At 66.6% G+C, this 19,107-nt stretch carries 17 protein-coding genes; 7 read left to right on the top strand and 10 right to left on the bottom strand.

What is annotated here, in order from left to right:
• Positions 1-206: 206 nt before the first annotated feature.
• The gene (locus VL52_RS00280) at positions 207-1,520 is read left to right on the top strand and encodes a sodium-dependent transporter (protein WP_046155200.1); all 1,314 of its coding nucleotides are present in this window, start codon (positions 207-209) and stop codon (positions 1,518-1,520) included.
• On the opposite strand, the gene VL52_RS00275 is transcribed toward VL52_RS00280, so the two are convergent.
• The 4 genes from VL52_RS00275 to VL52_RS00260 all read right to left on the bottom strand — a co-directional run bounded on the left by VL52_RS00275 (position 1,515) and on the right by VL52_RS00260 (position 4,208).
• Complete coding sequence (locus VL52_RS00275) at positions 1,515-1,838, bottom strand: AzlD domain-containing protein (RefSeq protein ID WP_046155199.1); 324 nt, start codon at positions 1,836-1,838, stop codon at positions 1,515-1,517. The genes VL52_RS00280 and VL52_RS00275 overlap by 6 nt on opposite strands.
• Positions 1,835-2,545, bottom strand: coding sequence for an AzlC family ABC transporter permease (locus VL52_RS00270; protein ID WP_046155198.1), 711 nt, complete (start codon positions 2,543-2,545; stop codon positions 1,835-1,837). Before VL52_RS00270 ends, VL52_RS00275 begins: the two co-directional genes overlap by 4 nt.
• A gap of 96 nt (positions 2,546-2,641) precedes the next feature.
• Complete coding sequence (locus tag VL52_RS00265) at positions 2,642-3,475, bottom strand: helix-turn-helix domain-containing protein (protein WP_046155197.1); 834 nt, start codon at positions 3,473-3,475, stop codon at positions 2,642-2,644.
• Between the two features lie 85 nt (positions 3,476-3,560).
• Positions 3,561-4,208, bottom strand: a complete 648-nt coding sequence (locus tag VL52_RS00260; RefSeq protein WP_046155196.1) for a MarC family NAAT transporter — start codon at positions 4,206-4,208, stop codon at positions 3,561-3,563.
• A 189-nt stretch (positions 4,209-4,397) separates the two neighbouring features.
• On the opposite strand from VL52_RS00260, the gene VL52_RS00255 reads away from it, so the two are divergent.
• The 3 genes from VL52_RS00255 to dinB all read left to right on the top strand — a co-directional run bounded on the left by VL52_RS00255 (position 4,398) and on the right by dinB (position 6,663).
• Complete coding sequence (locus tag VL52_RS00255) at positions 4,398-4,853, top strand: copper chaperone PCu(A)C (RefSeq protein WP_046155195.1); 456 nt, start codon at positions 4,398-4,400, stop codon at positions 4,851-4,853.
• Between the two features lie 358 nt (positions 4,854-5,211).
• Positions 5,212-5,511: an Rdx family protein gene (locus tag VL52_RS00250; protein WP_021479181.1), complete on the top strand. Its 300-nt coding sequence runs from the start codon at positions 5,212-5,214 to the stop codon at positions 5,509-5,511.
• A gap of 6 nt (positions 5,512-5,517) precedes the next feature.
• A complete protein-coding gene (dinB, locus tag VL52_RS00245) occupies positions 5,518-6,663 on the top strand; it encodes a DNA polymerase IV (RefSeq protein WP_046155194.1) in 1,146 nt (381 codons plus the stop codon).
• Positions 6,664-6,669: 6 nt separating this feature from the next.
• Here the strand turns inward: dinB and VL52_RS00240 are convergent, their stop codons facing one another.
• The 6 genes from VL52_RS00240 to VL52_RS00215 all read right to left on the bottom strand — a co-directional run bounded on the left by VL52_RS00240 (position 6,670) and on the right by VL52_RS00215 (position 15,129).
• Positions 6,670-9,426, bottom strand: coding sequence for a M16 family metallopeptidase (locus VL52_RS00240; RefSeq protein WP_046155193.1), 2,757 nt, complete (start codon positions 9,424-9,426; stop codon positions 6,670-6,672).
• A 146-nt stretch (positions 9,427-9,572) separates the two neighbouring features.
• Positions 9,573-10,667 (bottom strand): rod shape-determining protein RodA, encoded by a 1,095-nt coding sequence (gene rodA, locus VL52_RS00235; RefSeq protein ID WP_046155192.1) that lies wholly within the window; start codon positions 10,665-10,667, stop codon positions 9,573-9,575.
• Positions 10,648-12,588: a penicillin-binding protein 2 gene (mrdA, locus tag VL52_RS00230; RefSeq protein WP_046155191.1), complete on the bottom strand. Its 1,941-nt coding sequence runs from the start codon at positions 12,586-12,588 to the stop codon at positions 10,648-10,650. Before mrdA ends, rodA begins: the two co-directional genes overlap by 20 nt.
• Before the next feature lie 14 nt (positions 12,589-12,602).
• On the bottom strand, positions 12,603-13,106 hold the full coding sequence (mreD, locus tag VL52_RS00225) for a rod shape-determining protein MreD (RefSeq protein ID WP_046155190.1): 504 nt from the start codon (positions 13,104-13,106) through the stop codon (positions 12,603-12,605).
• A gap of 6 nt (positions 13,107-13,112) precedes the next feature.
• On the bottom strand, positions 13,113-14,021 hold the full coding sequence (gene mreC / locus VL52_RS00220) for a rod shape-determining protein MreC (RefSeq protein ID WP_046155189.1): 909 nt from the start codon (positions 14,019-14,021) through the stop codon (positions 13,113-13,115).
• 64 nt (positions 14,022-14,085) lie between these two features.
• A complete protein-coding gene (locus VL52_RS00215) occupies positions 14,086-15,129 on the bottom strand; it encodes a rod shape-determining protein (RefSeq protein WP_021477375.1) in 1,044 nt (347 codons plus the stop codon).
• A 352-nt stretch (positions 15,130-15,481) separates the two neighbouring features.
• Between VL52_RS00215 and gatC the strand changes: the two genes are divergently transcribed.
• The 3 genes from gatC to gatB all read left to right on the top strand — a co-directional run bounded on the left by gatC (position 15,482) and on the right by gatB (position 18,888).
• Positions 15,482-15,769, top strand: coding sequence for an Asp-tRNA(Asn)/Glu-tRNA(Gln) amidotransferase subunit GatC (gatC, locus tag VL52_RS00210; protein ID WP_046155188.1), 288 nt, complete (start codon positions 15,482-15,484; stop codon positions 15,767-15,769).
• Positions 15,770-15,851: 82 nt separating this feature from the next.
• Positions 15,852-17,303, top strand: coding sequence for an Asp-tRNA(Asn)/Glu-tRNA(Gln) amidotransferase subunit GatA (gatA, locus tag VL52_RS00205; RefSeq protein ID WP_046155305.1), 1,452 nt, complete (start codon positions 15,852-15,854; stop codon positions 17,301-17,303).
• Between the two features lie 157 nt (positions 17,304-17,460).
• A complete protein-coding gene (gene gatB, locus VL52_RS00200) occupies positions 17,461-18,888 on the top strand; it encodes an Asp-tRNA(Asn)/Glu-tRNA(Gln) amidotransferase subunit GatB (RefSeq protein ID WP_046155187.1) in 1,428 nt (475 codons plus the stop codon).
• The last annotated feature ends 219 nt before the right edge of the window (positions 18,889-19,107 follow it).

Here is a 19,107-nt window from a genome sequence, read left to right as displayed (position 1 = left end):
GCTTGACGCCTGCGGGCGTTAACCGGCATGCTTGAACCATGATGAAGCAGATTATTTCACTCCAGACCCAAAATTGGCGGTGGCGCAGCTAAGCCGGCGCGCCAGGAGTGTTCACATCCGCTTTCCGGGCCGCCGTCATGGGCGGCCTTGTTGTATCCAGCTTTTCATCCCGTGCGGCGGCAAACAGTTTTGACTCAGGAGTTGTCATGCCACGCACGCAATGGGGTTCCCGCCTCGGTTTCATTCTGGCTTCGGCCGGCGCCACGGTGGGCCTCGGTTCCATCTGGAAATTTCCCTACGTCACCGCGATGAACGGCGGCGGGGCTTTTCTGCTGGTCTACCTTGCCTTCACTTTCACCTTGGGGCTGGCCTTGCTGCAGGCCGAGCTGGCCTTGGGCCGCGCGGCTGGCTGCGGCGCGGTCGGCGCGTTCTCCAAACTGGGCTCGCCGCGCTGGAAGCTGCTGGGCTACGGCGGCGTGCTGTGCTGCTTCCTGGTGTTTTCCTTCTACAGCGTGGTCGGCGGCTGGACGCTGGGCTATCTGCTGCGCGCGCTGGACGGCCGAGTGATGAGCGATGACGTCGGCGCGCTGGGCGCGCTGTTCGGCCAGTACGTCGGCGATCCGGCCGAGGCGCTGCTGACCCACGCGCTGTTCGCCAGCCTGACGCTGCTGGTGGTGGCGGGGGGCGTGCAGAAGGGCATCGAGCGCGTCGGCAAGCTGTTGATGCCGCTGCTGTTCCTGCTGATGCTGGCGCTGATCGTGCGGGCCTTGACCCTGCCCGGCGCGATGGCCGGGGTGGAGGCGCTGTTCCGTCCCGATTTCACCCGGCTGACGCCGGGCATGCTGGTGGAGGCGCTGGGCCTGGCCTGCTTCTCGCTGTCGGTGGGCGCCGGCTGCATGCTGGCCTACGGCTCCTACCTGGGGCCGGGCACCCGGCTCGGCAATTCCGCGTTGTGGGTGACCGGGTTGACCGCGCTGACCTCGGTGCTGGCCGGCTTGATGATCTTCCCCGCCATCTACGCCTTCGGCCTGAATCCGCAAGCCGGCCCGGGCCTGACTTATATGGTGATGCCGGTGGTGTTCAACCATCTGCCCTACGGCCAGCTGTTCGCGACGGCGTTCTTCGCGCTGCTGCTGATGGCGGCGCTGACTTCGGCGGTGTCGCTGTTGGAGGTGGTGGCCATCCTGCCGATAGACGAGTTCGGCGTCGGCCGGCGCAAGGCCGCGCTGGCGGTGACCGCGCTGGCCTTCCTGGCCGGCGTGCCGGCGGCGCTGTCCTTTGGCCTCCTGGCCGACTACAAGCTGTTCGGCCGCAACGCGTTCGAGCTGATGGACTACGCCGCGTCCAATGTGCTGTTGCCGCTGGGCTGCATCGGCACCGCCTTGTTCGCCGGACGCGTGGCGTGGCCGGCGGTGAGGGATGAGCTGCGGCTGTCCGCGCCGGCGGCGATGCTGATGCGCGTCGCCTGCCGCTGGCTGGCGCCGCTGATGATAGGCCTGGTCTTGGCCTACAACCTATAGCAGCCAGCGCAGCGCGCCATAGATGGCGAAGCTGACCACGATGGCCAGCAGCGTCTTGCCGTTTTTCCAGGCGACGGCGATGGCGACGACGGTGCCGCCCAGATAGGCGTTATGCCAGGACAGGTCTATGGTTCCGGCCGGCGCCAGCGCCATCGGCACCACCAGCGCCGACAGCACCGCCGCCGGCACGTAGTGCAGCGCGCGGTTCAGCCAGCCGGGAAAGGCCAGCCGCTGGCCGAGGACCAGGAAGCTGGCGCGCACCGCCAGCGTGGCGGCCAGCATGCCGATGATGGCCGCCCAATGTTGCCATGAGTTCATGCCGCCTCCCGTTTCTGTCCGCGTTCAAGCAGCATGCCGGCGGCGACCCCCGCCAGCGCCGCCAGCATCAGGTCCAACTTGTAGGGCAGACCGCGCGCCAGCAGCGCGACCGCGCCCGCGGCCAGCGCGGCGGCCAGCGTCGGCCGCTTCTTCAACTGCGGTGCGACGATGGCGGCGAAGGTGGCCACCATCGCGAAATCCAGTCCCAATCTGTCCAGTCCCGGCACCGAGCGGCCCAGCGCCACGCCCGCCAGCGTCCATAGCTGCCAGTTCAGATACATGGACAGCGACGATCCCAGCCAATACCACTGGCCGCCGTCCGCGCCCAGGCTGCGGAAGCGGTGCTCGACCACGGCGAAGGTTTCGTCGGTGAGCCAGAACGCCAGCGGCCAGCGCCAGGACAGCGGCCATGGCCGCGCGTAGGGCAGCAGCGTGGCGCTGTACAGCGCATGGCGCAGGTTGACGACGAAGGTGGTCAGCCAGATCACCGGCAGGGCGGCACCGGCGGAAACCAGGCTGACGGCGATGAACTGCGAGGAGCCGGCGAAGACCAGCAGCGACATCGCCGCCGTGGCGGCGGGCGACAGTCCGGCGGCGATGGCCAGGGTGCCGAAGATCAAGCCGAACGGCGCCGCGCCCACCATCATCGGAATGGTGTCGCGCGCGCCGTCCAGCAGCCAGCGGCGTCGGTCGGATAAGGAGGGCATGGATGAATCCTGCGTGCGGCGGGGCCGGACATCGGCCCTCTGTTCCTGATGATGGAGCAGGCCGTCCGGGCTGTCTTGAACGATTTTGCGGCCGGCTCAGCGGGCGCGCGCGCCCACGGCCTTCTGATAGGCTGCCGGCGTGACGCCCAGCGCCTGCTGAAACGCGCGGGTCAGGTGCGGCTGGTCGGCGAAGCCCAGCTCCAGCGCCGCCGCGCCGGGCCGCATGCCGGCCGCCAGCAGCTTGCGGGCGCGCGCCACCCGCAGCTGGTTGCGCCAGGCCACCGGCGGCAGACCGGTCTCGCGCTTGAACTGGCGGCACAGCTGCCAGGGCGACAGGCCGACCGCCGCCGCCAGTTGCTGCAGCGAGTGGTTGGCGGCGGGATCGTCGGCCAGCATCTGCCTGACGGTTTCCACCGCGCCGGGGGCGGATGCCTGCTCATGGGGGCGCAGCCGCATGTATTTGACCAACACCTCGCTGAACACCGCGGCCAGCGCCGATTCGCGCCGCAGCGCGTCGCGGCTGTCGCGCAGCAGCAGGTGCAGGCAGTCCAGCCGGCGCGCCAGGCCGGGGTCGGCCACCACGGTGTCGCGGAAATAGGGCAGGCCCGCCTTGCCGTTCAGATCGGCGGCCAGGCTGCTTATCATGTCGACGCCGGGATAGAAGCCGCGATAGGCCCAGCCGTTTTCGTGGGCGGTTTCGCCGGTGTGCACCTCGCCGGGATTTATCAGCACCAGCGCGCCGACGCCGGCGCGGTGCAGGCCGCCGCGGTGGCGGTAGGACTGCGCGCCCAGGGTCAGCGTGTTGACGACGAACTCTTCGTGGAAATGGGGCGGGAAGGTCCGCTCGGCGTATTGCGCGTCCAGGCATTCCAGCGCGCCGAGGTCGTCGGCGCGGAACAGTTCGGAGCGTTCGGCGGAAAGGGCGGGCATGGCGCGGACCTGCGGTGATGGTCCGCCCATTGTGGCAGAGGCGGCGCGGCTTGTGCGCGCCGGCTTGCTTGGCTTGGGCGGCGACTCAGGAGCCGGCCATGAAGGTGCGGATGCCGGAGCCGACGAACTGCACGCCGATGCAGATCAGCAGGAAGCCCATCAACCGCGTCATCACCTCGCGGCCGCCGCGGCCCAGCCGCTCCGAGATCAGCAGCGACGACTTCAGCGTCAGCCACATGCCGGCGCAGGTCAGGCCGATGGCGGCGAAAGTCATCGCGAAGGCCAGGGCCTTGGCCGGCAGCGTGGAGAGCTCGGCGATCTCGGTGGAAATGCCGATCACCACCGCGATGGTGCCGGGGCCGCTGATGCCGGGCATCGCCAGCGGGAAGAAGGCGTAGTCCTCGCGCTCGCCGGACTGTTTGGGCGCCTGGCCGGGGTCCTGCGACAGGAACAGCATGCGGTAGCCCAGCACCGCCACCACGAAGCCGCCGGCGATGCGCAGCGCGCCGTAGGAAATGCCGAAGGCGGCCATGATCAGATTGCCGGCCAGCAGGCTCACCGCCATGATGGCGGCGGCGAACACGCAGGCGCGGCGGGCTTGCGAGTCGCGGTGCGGTTCGCTCATTTCGCGGGTCAGCGTGATGAACAGCGGAATCTTGGACAGCGGATTGGTGATGGTGATCAGGCTGAGCAGACCGCCGAACAGGAATTGCAGCGACAAGGTTTTGAACATGGTGTTGAGGCCGGGTATCTAGCCCGCCGATTGTAGAGGCTTACGTTGCGGCGGGGTAGCCGGGGACTGCGCTTTAGACCGGCGGCATGGCAAGGTGTGGCGCGAGGCCTACGGATGCGGCAATTTGTCGCGTTCATCGGCCCGCGCGGCGTGCTAGAGTGAGAGCCATTTTCAATTGGAGATCCCGCGATGAAACGTTTCGCCGCCGCCCTGTTGGGCCTGTGCCTGTCCGGCCTGGCAGCCGCCCACTCCTTCCAGTTGGGCGCCATCCACATCGGCCATCCGTGGAGCCGCGCGATGCCGGCCGCCAGCCAGACCGGCGGCGTCTACCTGTCGCTGGAAAACCAGGGCAAGGCCGAGGACAAGCTGGTGTCGGCCAGCACCCCGCGCGCCGAGCGCGCCGAGCTGCACACCCACGTCAACGACAACGGCGTGATGCGGATGCGCAAGGTGGAAGGCGGCGTGGCGGTCGCGCCGGGCCAGACCGTCAAGTTCGCGCCGGGCAGCTACCACATCATGCTGATGGGCCTGAAGCAGCCGCTGAAGGCCGGCGACCGCTTCCCGCTGACGCTGGGCTTCGAGAAGGCCGGCCAGGTGGAGGTGCAGGTGGTGGTGCAGGACGGCGCCGACGACCACGCGCACTGATAGCGCTACCAAGCGACGCCCGCAGCAGCTTGCCGCCGTTTTCGGCACAAGCTGCTGTTTTTTTGTTTGTTTGCCGGCGTTGCGCCGAAGTTACATGCTGCTTCGCAGCAATGCGCGAGGCGACCATCCCGAGCTTTACAGTCCAGGCCCGGCTGGGCACACTGGCCCGAGCAACAAGGTTGAACAAGACGATATCCGCGACGCCGGCCCCCGACTCGGCACTGCGCCAAGTCTGCCAAACATAAAGAGAAATGATGGAGGAGAGGGTGCTTCGCACCCGCACAACACGCTGCAAACAGGGGGTCGGCGCCGTTTTTTACGTTATGCTGTCGTTTTGTTCCCGCCTCGCCTCTCCATCATGAATCCGTCCGACTCCCCCGCTTCCCTTCCCCGCGTCGTCATCCACTACTGCACCGGCTGCCGTTGGCTGCTTCGCGCCGGCTGGCTGGCCCAGGAACTGTTGACCACCTTTGAGAAAGAACTGGCCGAGGTGGCGCTGCGTCCCGGCAGCGGCGGCGTGTTCCGCGTCGAGGTCGACGGCGAGCTGCTGTGGGACCGCAAGGCGGAAGACGGCTTTCCCGAGCTGAAAATCCTCAAGCAGCGGCTGCGCGACCGCATCGCGCCGGACAAGGCGCTGGGGCACAGCGACCGTCCCTGATTCCCGATGAACGCCCCGCAACGCAAGATCATCCACGTCGACTGCGACTGCTTCTACGCCGCGATCGAGATGCGCGACGACCCCAGCCTGCGAGATGCGCCGCTGGCGGTGGGCGGACGCCCGGAGACGCGCGGCGTGGTGGCCACTTGCAACTACATCGCCCGCCGTTACGGCGTGCACTCGGCGATGTCGTCGGCGCGCGCGCTCAGGCTGTGCCCGGAGCTGGTGATCCTGCCGCCGGACATGGCGCGCTACCGGCTGGCCAGCCAGCAGATCATGGCCATCTACCAGCGCTACACCGACGTGATCGAGCCGCTGTCGCTGGACGAGGCCTATCTGGACGTCACCGGCCAGCCGCACGAGCAGGGCAGCGCCACGCTGATGGCCGAAGCGATACGCCGCCAGATCCGCGACGAGGTGGGCATCACCGCGTCGGCCGGCATCGCGCCCAATAAATTCCTGGCCAAGGTGGCCAGCGACTGGAACAAGCCGGACGGCCAGTTCCTGATCCGCCCGCGCGACGTCGACGCCTTCGTCGTCACCTTGCCGGTGGAGAAGATACACGGCGTCGGCCGCGTCACCGCCGAGCGGCTGCACCGGCTGGGCATACACAGCTGCGGCGATCTCAGGCGCTGGTCGCCGGCCGACCTGTTCCGCCATTTCGGCAGCTTCGGCGAGCGGCTGCTGGCGCTGTCGCAGGGCCGCGACGAGCGGCCGGTGTCCACCGACCGCAGCCGCAAGACGATCAGCGTCGAGGAGACCTACGCCCAAGACCTGCCCGACCTCGCCAACTGCCTGTCCAAGCTGCCGGAGCTGGCGGACCGGCTGCAGGCGCGGCTGGCGCGCAGCGGCAGCCCGGAGTTCAAGGGCTTGTCGGTGAAGCTTAAGTTCGATGATTTCAGCCAGACCACGGTGGAGCAGCCGGGCTATGCGCTTTCGATGGCGGCCTTCGGCCAGCTGCTGCGCACCGGCCATGCCCGCGGCGCCCGCCCGGTGCGCTTGCTGGGCGTAGGCGTGAAGCTGGCCGACGATTTCGACCTGCCGCGCCAGCTGCGGCTGTTCGGCCGCGACGGCCGGCCGCTGCCGGACAGCGCGCCGGCGGACGAGGAAACGCCGCCGCCGGAGGGGCCGGCGGCGGATGCGAGCGCTTGACGCGCCTTACTTGGCCGCGGCCGGCTTGGCGGCGAAGTCGCCGGCGTAGGCCTGGGTCAACAGTTCCGGCCGCAGATACTTGCGCAGCGCGGCGTTGACCTCGTCCACCGTCTGCGCGTCCAGCATCGCCAGCCGCTCGCGGGTGAAGGCCATGGTGCGGCCTTGCCACAGCTGGCGCTGCAGCAGGTCGCTGAGCGGGCCGTCCTGGGCCAGCGCCACCTGGTAGGTCCGCCGCAGGCCCTGCTTGGCTTCGGCCAGCTCCTCGGCGGTGACGCCGTCTCGCAGCAGCCGCGCCAGCTCCTCGGCCACGCCCTGTTTCAGCTTGTCCAGATTCTGCGGCGCGAAGATCGCGCCCATCCGCCACGCGCCCACCTTGCCGAAGCTGGCGGCGTCGACGCCGCTGCCGGCGCCGTAGCTGATGCCGTCCTGCTGGCGCAGCCGCGTCAGCAGCCGCGATTGCGCGCCGCCGCCCAGTATCTCGTTGGCCAGCAGCAGCGCCGGGTAGTCGGGCGAGTCGTCGCCGATGGCCAGCGGCAGCGAGGCGCTGTAGACGGCGTTGGCCTTGTCCGGCGTGGCGATGGACAGGCTGGCCGGCTTGGGTTGCGGCAGCAGGCCGTCCACGCGCTGGTAGGCGGCCTTGCTGTTCCAGCGGCCGAACAGCTGGTCCAGCTGGCCGCGGACGGCTGCGGCGTCGAAGTCGCCGACCAGGGACAGCTGCGCGTGGTCGGCGCCGTAGAACTGCTGGTGGAAGCGCTTGAGCGCGTCCAGCTTCACCCCGGCGATGTCGCGGTAGGATTCGTCCAGCGTCGGGCTGTAGCGGATGTCGTCCTTGGCGTAGGCGTTCAACTGCTGATTGACCGCCTGGCCGGCCAGCGCTTGCGGCTCGCCGCGCGAGGAGTCGATGCCGGCCAGCGCCTGGCGCTTCAGCTGCTCGAACTCGTCGGCGGGGAAGGCCGGCTGCTGCAGCAGCTCGGCGATCAGCTCCAGCAGCGCCGGCAGGTTCTGGCGGGTGGTCTTGAAGCGCACCTGCAAGTCCTGGCCGTCCTGGCCGATGTCCAGGCTGGCCTGCAGCGCGTCCAGCTTATCGGCGATGGCGGCGCGGCTCAGCTTGCGGCTGCCGCGATCCAACATGTTGGCGGCCAGCTCGGCCGCCGCGGCCTGGCCGCGCAGATTACCGGCGTCGCCGAAGGAGAAGCTGAATGCGCCGTGGACGACGTTGCCGCGGGTCTGCTTGGGCAGCAGCGCGATCGCCGCGCCGTTGGCGAGCCGGCCGCGTTGGGTGCGGGCCTCGATATTGGCGGGGCTGGCGTCGAAGGCCTCGCCGGCGGCGACGGCGGTCTTGCCCTTGTAATCCTTGACCATCGCGGCCACGTCCGGCGCCGGCGGGATGACGGCGCGGTCGGGCTTGGCGGTGGGAATGAACTGGCCGTAGCTGCGGTTGCTGGGCTTGAAGTAGTTTTCCGCCGCCCGCTGCACGTCGGCTACCGTCAGCGCCGCGATGCGGTCGCGCTGCAGGAAGTACAGCCGCCAGTCGCCCAGCGCGATGGACTCCGACAGCTGCACCGCCAGCCGTTGCGGATCGTTCAGCGTTTGGTCGATGTCCTTCAAGAGCGCGGCCTTGGCGCGTTTGAGCTCGGCGGCGGTGATCGGTTTGGCGCGGATGGCCTCGACGGTGGCCTGCAGGATGGGACGGGCCTGGGCCAGGCTTTGGCGCTTGGACAGCTCGGCCAGGAACACGATGTAGCCGGGCTCGGCCAGCTCGAACGGCATCGCGCTGACGCCGACCGCCTTGTGGGCGGCGACCAGGTTCTTGTACAGGCGGCCGTTGGGCGTGTCGGCCAGGATCGCCGCCAGCGCCTGCAGCGCGGCGCTGTCCGGGTGGCTGCCGGCCGCGGTGCGGTACAGCGTCGCCGCCAACTGGGTGTCGCCGACGCGGCGCACGGTGACTTCGCGCTCGCCGTCGCGTTGCGGCTCCTCGGTCCAGGTGGGCGCGAGTTCGCGCGGTGGCCGCGGAATCTTGCCGAACAGCGTTTCGATCCGCGCCAGAGTCCGGGCGGGGTCGAACTTGCCGCCCACCACCAGCACCGCGTTGTCGGGCTGGTAATACTTGCGGTAGAAGGCCTGCAGGTTTTCGATGCGCACCTTTTCCACGTCGGAGCGCGCGCCTATCGTGCTGTGGCCGTAGTTGTGCCAGTCGAAGCTGATCGCTGACAGCTGCTTCCACAGCACGTTGGCCGGGTTGTTCTCGCCCTGTTCCATCTCGTTGCGTACCACGGTGAATTCGGTGTCCAGATCGCTTCTGGCCACCTTGCTGTTGACCATGCGGTCGGCTTCCATCGCCAGCGCCCAATCCAGGCTGGCCTCGTCGGCGGGGAAGGTTTCGAAGTAGTTGGTGCGGTCGAAGAAGGTGGAGCCGTTGAACTGCATGCCGCGCTTGGACAGCTCGGACATCAGGTTGCCGCTGGTGGGCGTACCCTTGAACAGCATGTGCTCCAACAGGTGCGCCATGCCGGTTTCGCCGTAGCCTTCGTGGCGGCTGCCGACCAGATAGGTCAGGTTGACGGTGGTGGTGGGCTTGGAGTCGTCGGGCGCCAGCAGCACGCGCAGGCCATTGGCCAGCCGGTATTCGCTGATGCCTTCGGCGCTGGCGTAGGGGGCGGCCGCCTGCGCGCGCTGGACGGCCGGCGCGGCGGTTTCGGCGTGGACGGAGAGCGCGGGCGACAAGGCCAGCGCCAGCAGCAGGCTCAGGGTCTTCAGTCTCATGGATTAAGTTGCGTTTCCTTGCTGGATGGGAGGGCGTCCGCTTGACGATGCCGCAGCGGCGTTCGAGGCGTCAAGCCGCGCGGGGCGGATGGACAAACCGGCCTGCTTGGGCAGGCCGGCTCGGCAGGGGTTCCGGAGCGGGGCGCTCAGCGCCGCAGATTGCTGATGCCCATCAGCATGCCCATGCCGATGAACAGCGTGACCGAGGCGGTGCCGCCGTAGGACATGAAGGGCAGCGGCACGCCCACCACCGGCAGGATGCCGGACACCATGCCCATGTTGACGAAGGCGTAGACGAAGAAGGACATGGTGATCGATCCGGCCATCAGCCGGCCGTACAGCGTCTGCGCGCTGGCGGTGATCATCATCGCCCGGCTCAGGATCAGCAGGTAGAGCGTCAGCAGCACCGCGTTGCCGGCCAGGCCGAATTCCTCGGAGTAGACGGCGAAGATGAAGTCGGTGGTGCGCTCGGGGATGTAGTCCAGATGGGTCTGGGTGCCGTTGAGCCAGCCCTTGCCCCACGGTCCGCCGGAGCCGATGGCGATCATCGACTGGATGATGTGGTAGCCGGTGCCCAGCGGGTCGGTGGTGGGGTCGATCAGGGTCAGCACCCGCTTGCGCTGGTAGTCGTGCAGATGGTTCCAGACGATGGGCAGGCTGGCGGCGGCCATCACCGCGCCGGCCAGGATCACTTTCCACGGCAGGCCGGCGAAGAACAGCACGAAGAAGCCGGCGGCGGCGATCAGCAGCGCGGTGCCCAGGTCGGGCTGCTTCAGCACCAGGCCCACCGGCACCAGCATGATGGCGGCGGCGATCAGGTAATGCCACCAGCGCAGCGACAGCTCGTATTTCTGGAAGAACCAGGCCAGCATCATCGGCAGCGCGATCTTCAGGATTTCCGACGGCTGGATGCGGGTGACGCCCAGGCTCAGCCAGCGGGTGGAGCCGTTCACCGTGATGCCCTTGAAGTGCACGGCGATCAGCAGCAGCACGCCCAGCACGTAGATGGGCGGCGCGAAGTTCATCACGCTCTGCGGCCGCATCCGCGCGATCACCCACATCACGGTCAGCGCCATCGCGGTGTAGATCAGCTTGTTGTCTATCTTGTCGAAGGACTGGTTGTTGGCGGAGTAGAGCAGCACCATGCTGACCGCGAAGATCAGGCCGAGGAACAGCATCAGCCAGCCGTCCAGCGGCTCTTTTATCTGCTGCCAGATCTGCTTAATCAGCGGCGTCTTCACGTACGTCTCCGTTTTCCATCGGCACGGTTTTCAGCAGGCCGGCCAGGTCGTTGCGCACCTTGCCGGTCAGGTAGAAGTCGAATAGGCCGCGCGCCACCGGCGCGGCGGCGGCGGCGCCGAAGCCGGCGTTCTCGACGATGATGGCCACCGCGATCTTGGGCTGCTCCACCGGCGCGAAGGCGATGAACCAGCTGTGGTCGCGGTACTGCTCGGCCAGCGCGGCGGCGTTGTACTTGGCGCCCTGCTTGATCGCCACCACCTGGGCGGTGCCGGTCTTGCCGGCCATCGAGTACTGCAGGCCGGCGCCGACGCGGGCGCCGGTGCCGGAGATCATCACGTTGCGCATGCCTTCCTTGATGTAGTCGAAGTATTCCTTCGGGTAAGGCAGCTGCCGGATCGGCTGCGGCTCGATCTGGCGGGATTTTCCGGTCTTGGAGTCCACCACCTGCTGCACCAGGTGCGGTTTGAACACCTGGCCGCCGTTGGCCATGATGGCGGTGGCGTTGGCCATTTGCAGCGGGGTGTAGGCGTTGAAGCCCTGGCCGATGCCGATGCTGACCACGTCGGCCGGATACCAGCGCCGCACCTCGGGCTTGTAGCGGGCGAAGCGCTTTTCCTTCCATTCCTTGGACGGCAGCACGCCGATGGATTCGCCGTCCAGGTCGATGCCTGTTTTGCTGCCCAGGCCGAAGGAGCCGACCACCGGATGGATCTTGTCTATGCCCATGTCCCAGGCCAGCTTGTAGAAGAAGGTGTCGCTGGACACGGTGATCGCGCGCTGCAGGTTGACCATGCCGTTGCCGCTTTTCTTGCTGTCGCGGAACTGGTGGCTGGAGCCGGGCAGCGTGAAGTAGCCGGGCGCCGGACGAATGTCGTGCATGCCTATGCTGTGAGTGTTCAGCGCCGCCATCGCCATGAAGGGCTTGAAAGTGGAGCCTGGCGGATAGGTGCCGCGCAGCGCGCGGTTGATCAGCGGCTTTTGCCAGTCGGTGTTCAGCGCGGTCCAGGTCTGGGTGTCGATGCCGTCGATGAACAGGCTGGGATCGAAGCCGGGCTTGGACAGGAAGGCCAGCACGCCGCCGGTGTTGGGATCTATCGCCACCAGCGCGCCGCGGCGCTCGCCGAACAGCTTGTCGGCCATTTCCTGCAGCCGGATGTCCAGCGCCAGCTTCAGCGTGTTGCCGTTGACCGGCGGCGTGCGGCGCAGGCTGCGCACCGCGCGGCCGCCGGAGTCGGTCTCCATTTCCTCGAAGCCCACCTGGCCGTGCAGGTCTTCTTCGTACACCGCTTCCAGTCCGGTCTTGCCGATGTAGTTGGTGCCCTTGTAGTTGGTGGTCTTGTCCTCTTCCTCCAGCCGCTCCTTGTCCCTCTGGTTGATGCGGCCGATGTAGCCCAGCACGTGGCTGGTCATTTCCTTGTACGGATAATCGCGGAACAGCCTGGCCTTGACCTCGACGCCGGGCAGCTCGAAGCCGTGGGCGGCGACGCGCGCGGCCTCATCGTCGGTCAACTTGACCTTCAGCGGAATGGCTTCGAAATTCTTGCTTTCGGCCAGCAGCTTCTTGAACAGCTTCTCGTCGCGCGGGCTGACGTCGGCCAGCGTCTTCAGCTTGGCGACGGTGGCGGCCAGGTCGGAAATCTTGCTCGGCGTCAGCTCCAGCGTGTAGGCGGAGTAGTTCTGCGCCAGCACGATGCCGTTGCGGTCCAGGATCAGGCCGCGGTTGGGCAGGATGGGCACCAGCGAGATGCGGTTGTTCTGGGCCAGCGTGGAGAAATGGTCGTGCTGCAGCACCTGCAGCCAGACGAAGCGCGCGAGCAGGGTGAGGAACATCAGGATGATCAGCACGTAGGCGATGATCAGCCGCAGCTCGAACTGGGCTTCTTCGGACTGCGGGTTCTTGAAACGGGACGGGCGGCGCATGGATCAGTCGGGTTTCATGCCGTGTGGTGGCGGTAAGGAATCAGCATCAGCTTGGTCAACAGCGGCCACAGCAGCGCGCCGATCAAGGGCGGCAGGAAATAGCTCCAGCCGACGAAGGCGGAGCCGGTCAGCATCCGCACCACCACCATGATCAGCTGGTTGGTCAGCATCAGCCCCAACACCACCAGCGCCTGCTGGCCCAGGTTGAACATCACCAGCTGGCGCTGGCGGCTCAGGGCGAGGAAGGCAGTGATCGAGTAGGCCAGCGCGTGCTGGCCGAACAGGCCGGCGGTGGACACGTCGGCGATGATGCCCATCATGAAGGCGATGCCGATGTTGACCCGGCGCGGCTGGTTGATCACCCAGTACAGGATCAACAGGCCGATGAAGTCGGGCAGCCAGCGCGTGCTGCCGTGCGGCAGCGGCACCAGCTCGACCAGCACGGCGATCACGAAGGTGGTCAGGATGAAGCGGCGCTTGACCGGCTTGAGCAATTCCTTGGGGCGGTCCAACGACATCTGGGCTTACTCCTCGTCGGCGGACTTCTTGCCGCCCTTGGTCTTCTTCTCCGGCAACTGCGGCGGTTCCGCCGGGCGCGGGCGCGTTTCCTTGGCCTGCAGCACCAGCACGTAGCGCGTCTGCTGCACGCCGGACAGCGGCAGGGTGCTGACGCGGGTGAAGGCGGCGCCGGCATTGCGGTCGACCTTGCTCACCACCGCCACCGGGATGCCTTCCGGGAACACGCCGTCCAGCCCCGAGGTGACGATGCGGTCGTTTTCCTTGACGTCCGAACTCTGCGGCAGATAGCGCAGCTCGATGCCGCCACCATAACCATAGAGGATGGCGCGCTCGCCGGTGCGGGCGATCATCACCGGAACCATCTGGTTCTTGTCGATGATCAAGGTCACCTCGGCGGTCAGCGGCTGCACGCGGGTCACCTGGCCCAAGAGGCCGCGCGCGTCCACCACCGGCTGGCCGGCCTGCAGCTTGGCGTCGTCGCCCTTGTCGATGATGATCTTGTACGAGAATGGGTCGCGGCCGGTGTACAGCGTCTCGGCGATCTGAGCCGAGTCGTCGCGCTGGGCGCGGATGCCGTTCAGCTGGCGCAGCTCGTTCAGCTCGCGCTCCAGCGTCTGCAGCCGTCCCAGCTGGGCGGCCATCTGCAGCTGCTTCTCGCGCAGCAGGGTGTTTTCCTGCTTCATCTCGGCCTGCGAGGTCAGGTAGTCGCCGGCGTGGCGCACCGCCTGCGCCGGCATGTTGACCGCGCGCTGCACCGGGTACAGCGCCAGCGACAGCGCTTCGCGAGCCTGTTCCATCAGGCCGTAGCGGCTGTCTCCGATCAAGAGCGCGATCGATGCGACCACGCTCATGGCCAGGCGCGCAGCCGGGGGCGGCCCGGAGCGGAAAAAGCTTGGGGTGTTGGCGAAATCCATGGCCACAGCCACCGCGCCTTGACGGCGCGGCGTTCGCTCGGTTTACAGGGTATTTGCTGGAAGTTTAAGGCACGTTGGTGAAAATGGTGCCGATCTTGTCCATTTTTTCCAGCGCCTTGCCAGAGCCGCGCACCACGCAGGTCAGCGGTTCCTCGGCCACGAACACCGGCAGGCCGGTCTCTTCCGCCAGCAGGCGGTCGATGTCCTTCAGCAGCGCGCCGCCGCCGGTCAGCACCATGCCCTTTTCGGCGATGTCGGCGCCCAGTTCCGGCGGAGTCTGTTCCAGCGCGATCTTCACTGCGGAAACGATCTGGTTCAGCGGCTCGGTCAGCGCTTCCAGGATTTCATTGGAAGACACGGTGAACGCGCGCGGAATGCCTTCGGCCAGGTTGCGGCCCTTGACTTCCATTTCGCGCACCTCGGCGCCCGGGAAGGCGGAGCCGATGGTTTTCTTGATTTCCTCGGCGGTGGTCTCGCCGATCAGCATGCCGTAGTTGCGACGGATGTAATTGATGATGGATTCGTCGAACTTGTCGCCGCCGACGCGCACCGAGTTGGAGTAGACCACGCCGCCCAGCGAGATCACGCCGACTTCGGTGGTGCCGCCGCCGATGTCCACCACCATCGAGCCGGTCGGCTCTTCCACCGGCAGGCCGGCGCCGATCGCCGCGGCCATCGGCTCTTCGATCAGTTCGACGCGGCGCGCGCCGGCGGCGAGGGCGGAGTCGCGGATCGCCTTGCGCTCCACCTGGGTGGAGCCGCAGGGCACGCAGATCACGATGCGCGGGCTGGCGGCGAAGAAGCGGTTAGGGTTCACCTTCTTGATGAACTGCTTCAGCATTTGCTCGGTGACGGTGAAGTCGGCGATCACGCCGTCCTTCATCGGACGGATCGCCTGGATGCTGCCCGGGGTGCGGCCCAGCATGCGCTTGGCCTCCAGGCCGACGGCCAGGATGGACTTTTTGTTGGTCGGCGCGTCGTTGTGGATGGCGACGACCGAAGGCTCGTCGAGGACGATGCCCTTGCTGCGCATGTAGATCAGGGTGTTGGCGGTGCCGAGGTCGATGGCGAGGTCGTTGGAGAAGTATCCGGTCAGCGAACGAAACATTGGGCGGTCCTGGTCAGTTTTCGTCAGTGGCGGACGCCGGCGGCGTCCGTAAAAATCCAGTTTAATCTGTGGCAGGCCCGTTTCCCCGCCTTTTTATCAGGCATGGCAACTATTCACTGTCCCGAGCGTTGCGCACGGGCGTTTTGTCGCGCCGATGCGGGGGACGTCGAACAGTTGTTGCCGGTCTTGCCCGGCAGCGGATTCGGCCTGCGTCTGCAGCCCCGGCGCAGGCTTCCGGCGGGGCGGGAAATGCCCTCGGAATGCGTCGTGGCGCAATGTCGATCTTGGGAGAATCAAACGGGGTATGATACCCTATAAAGCTTGAAATATTAAAGGTTTTAACGAGGAAGCCATGTCGCTGACGCATCAGGATGTCGCACGGATCGCCAAGCTTGCCCGCATCAATGTGAGCGAGGCGGAAATCGCCGCCACAGCGGACCAGCTCAACAATATTTTCGGCCTGATCGAGAAGATGCAGGCGGTGGACACCGACGGCATCGAGCCGATGGCGCATCCGCAGGACGTGTCGCTGCGTCTGCGCGACGACGTCGTCACCGAACCCAACCGTCGCGAGGCCTTCCAGGCGGTCGCGCCGCAAGTGGAAAAAGGCCTGTTCCTCGTTCCCAAAGTGATCGAGTAAGCCTGTGAGCCGTCCCGCCGCGATTGGTTCCCAGAAAATCGCCGGCCGGGCCAGACTATCCGGATAGCAAGATTTGATCGAAATGACACAAGCCACCCTCAAGCAATTGTCGCAACAGCTGGCGGCCAAACAGGTTTCCAGCGTGGAGCTGGCCAGCCAGTACCTGGACCGCATCGAGGCGCTGAACCCGCAGCTCAACGCCATTGTCACCACCGACCGCGAAAAGACGCTGGCCGAAGCCCGCGCCGCCGACGCCCGCATCGCCGCCGGCGACGCGCATCCGCTGACCGGCGTGCCGCTGGTGCACAAGGATCTGTTCTGCCAGCAAGGCTGGAAGACCAGCTGCGGCTCCAAGATGCTGGACAACTTCGTTTCGCCGTACAGCGCCCACGTGGTGGAGCAATGCGCCGCCGCCGGCATGGTGACGCTGGGCCGCGCCAATATGGACGAGTTCGCGATGGGCTCGTCCAATGAAAACTCGTTCTACGGCGCGGTGAGGAACCCGTGGGACGCCAAGGCGATTCCGGGCGGCAGCTCCGGCGGTTCCGCCGCCGCCGTCGCCGCGCGCCTGGCGCCGGTGGCCACCGCCACCGATACCGGCGGGTCCATCCGCCAGCCGGCCAGCCATTGCGGCGTCACCGGCATCAAGCCGACCTACGGCGTGGTGTCGCGCTACGGCATGGTGGCCTTCGCCTCCTCGCTGGACCAGGGCGGCCCGATCGCCCAGACCGCCGAGGACTGCGCGCTGATGCTGAACGTGATGGCCGGCTTCGACGAGCGCGACTCCACCAGCCTGGAGCGCGCCAAGGAAGACTACAGCCGCGATCTGAACCAATCCCTGGCCGGCCTGAAAGTGGGCCTGCCCAAGGAATACTTCGCCGCCGGCCTGGATGCCGACGTCGCGCGCGCTGTCGACAACGCCGTGGCCGAGCTGAAGAAGCTGGGCGCCGAGGCGGTGGAAATCGCGCTGCCGAACACCGAGCTGTCGATTCCGGCTTATTACGTGATCGCGCCGGCCGAGGCCTCGACCAACCTGTCCCGCTACGACGGCGTCCGCTACGGCCACCGCGCCAAGGACTACAAGGATCTGATCGACATGTACGAGAAGACCCGCGCCGAAGGCTTCGGCGACGAGGTCAAGCGCCGCATCCTGGTGGGCAGCTACGTGCTGAGCCACGGCTACTACGACGCTTACTACCTGAAGGCGCAGAAGATCCGCCGCCTGATCGCCAACGACTTCAAGGCCGCTTTCCAGCAGTGCGACGTGATCCTGGGACCGGTGGCGCCGACCGCCGCCTTCGATTTGGGCCAGATGGCGTCCGATCCGGTGGAGATGTATCTGTCCGACGTGTATACGCTGTCGGTGAACCTGGCCGGCCTGCCGGGCATGAGCGTGCCGGCCGGCTTCGCCGCCAACGGCCGACCGATCGGCCTGCAGATCATCGGCAATTACTTCGGCGAAGCCAGGATGCTGAACGTAGCGCACCAGTTCCAGCAAGCGACCGACTGGCACGCCAAGGCGCCCGCGCTGTAAGCCGGCGGCCGCGCGACGCGAATGCGGCGTTGGGCGCGCTTGCCGTACTGAATGTATTGCCTGCGCGCGCACCTGGTCTTCGCGCCGCTCGTGCGGGCTCAGAGTTTAAGTTTCCATGGGTGCGGCTGCGCCCTGGCATGAAAAGGATTTTCCGACCATGAAATGGGAAGTCGTAATCGGTATCGAGGTGCATGTGCAGCTCAATACCGTCTCCAAGATTTTCTCCGGCGCCAGTACCGCTTTCGGCGCCGAGCCGAACACCCAGGCTTCCGCGGTGGAGCTGGCGCTGCCCGGCGTGCTGCCGGTGCTGAACCGCGCGGTGGTGGACAAGGCCATCCGCCTGGGCCTGGCGCTGGACGCCAACATCAACCAGAAGAACGTTTTCGCCCGCAAGAACTACTTCTATCCTGACCTCCCAAAGGGCTACCAGATCAGCCAGATGGACCTGCCCATCGTCGAGGGCGGCCGGCTCAAGATCCTGGTCGGCGACCAGGAGAAGGTGATCGGCGTGACCCGCGCCCATATGGAAGAAGACGCCGGCAAGAGCCTGCACGAAGACTTCCAGGGACTGTCCGGCATCGACCTCAACCGCGCCGGCACCCCGCTGCTGGAGGTGGTGTCCGAGCCGGACATGCGCTCGGTCGACGAGGCGCTGGCCTACGTCAAGGCCTTGTACACGCTGGTGACCTGGCTGGGCATCTGCGACGGCAATATGCAGGAAGGCAGCTTCCGTATGGACGTCAATGTGTCGGTGCGCCCGGAGGGGCAAAAGGAATTCGGCACCCGTCGCGAGATCAAGAACCTCAATTCCTTCCGCTTCCTGGAGCAGGCCGCCAAGTACGAGATCCAGTGGCAGATCGATACGCTGGAAGACGGCGGCAAGGTGCAGCAGGCCACCGTGCTGTTCGACCCGGACAGCGGCGAGACCCGCATGATGCGCAGCAAGGAAGACGCGCACGACTACCGCTACTTCCCGGACCCGGACTTGCTGCCAGTGCGCATCTCCGACGAGCAGATCGCCCGCATCAAGGGCGAGATGCCGGAGCTGCCGGGCGCGATGCAGGCCCGCTTCGTGGAGAGCTACGGCGTGTCCGCCTACGACGCGGCGCTGCTGACGTCCAGCCTCAAGCAGGCGCAGTATTTCGAGGCCGCAGCCAAGGCGTCCGGCCAGGGCAAGCTGGCCGCCAACTGGATCAACGGCGAAATCGCCGCCCGCCTGAACCGCGACGGCAAGGACATCGCCGACTGCCCGATCTCGGTGGAGCGCTTGTCCGGCCTGATCGTCCGCATCGCCGACAGCACCTTGTCCAGCAAGCTGGCCAAGCAGGTGTTCGACGCGTTGTGGGACGGCGATCTGTCCGCCGACGCCATCATCGAGCGCGACGGCCTGAAGCAGGTATCCGACGTCGGCGCCATCGAAAAGATGGTGGAAGAGGCGATCGCCGCCAATCCCAAGGCGGTGGAGGAGTTCCGCGCCGGCAAGGAAAAGGCGCTGAACGCGCTGGCCGGCCAGGTGATGAAGGCGTCCAAGGGCAAGGCCAATCCGGCCCAGGTGCAGGACATCCTGCGCCAAAAGCTGTCTTGATCGTCTGATCGCCGGAGCAACAAGGCGGCCTGAATGGCCGCCCTGTTGTTTTTTAAATACATGGCTGAAAATCGCCGGCGGTAATTTGTTGCTTTTCCTGAAGATACTTGTGGTTCAAACAGTTCCATTGGCAATCATTGCCGCCTTGTTACAGTCTCCGCGACCCGCAATGTTCATGTCCCACTTTTACAGGCGAATTTAAGTCCCTGATTTGTTTCA

This window comes from Chromobacterium vaccinii (assembly GCF_000971335.1).
Classification (GTDB): domain Bacteria; phylum Pseudomonadota; class Gammaproteobacteria; order Burkholderiales; family Chromobacteriaceae; genus Chromobacterium; species Chromobacterium vaccinii.
Note: the sequence above shows the minus strand (reverse complement) of the source record. Positions and strands in the feature narration are given on the sequence as shown.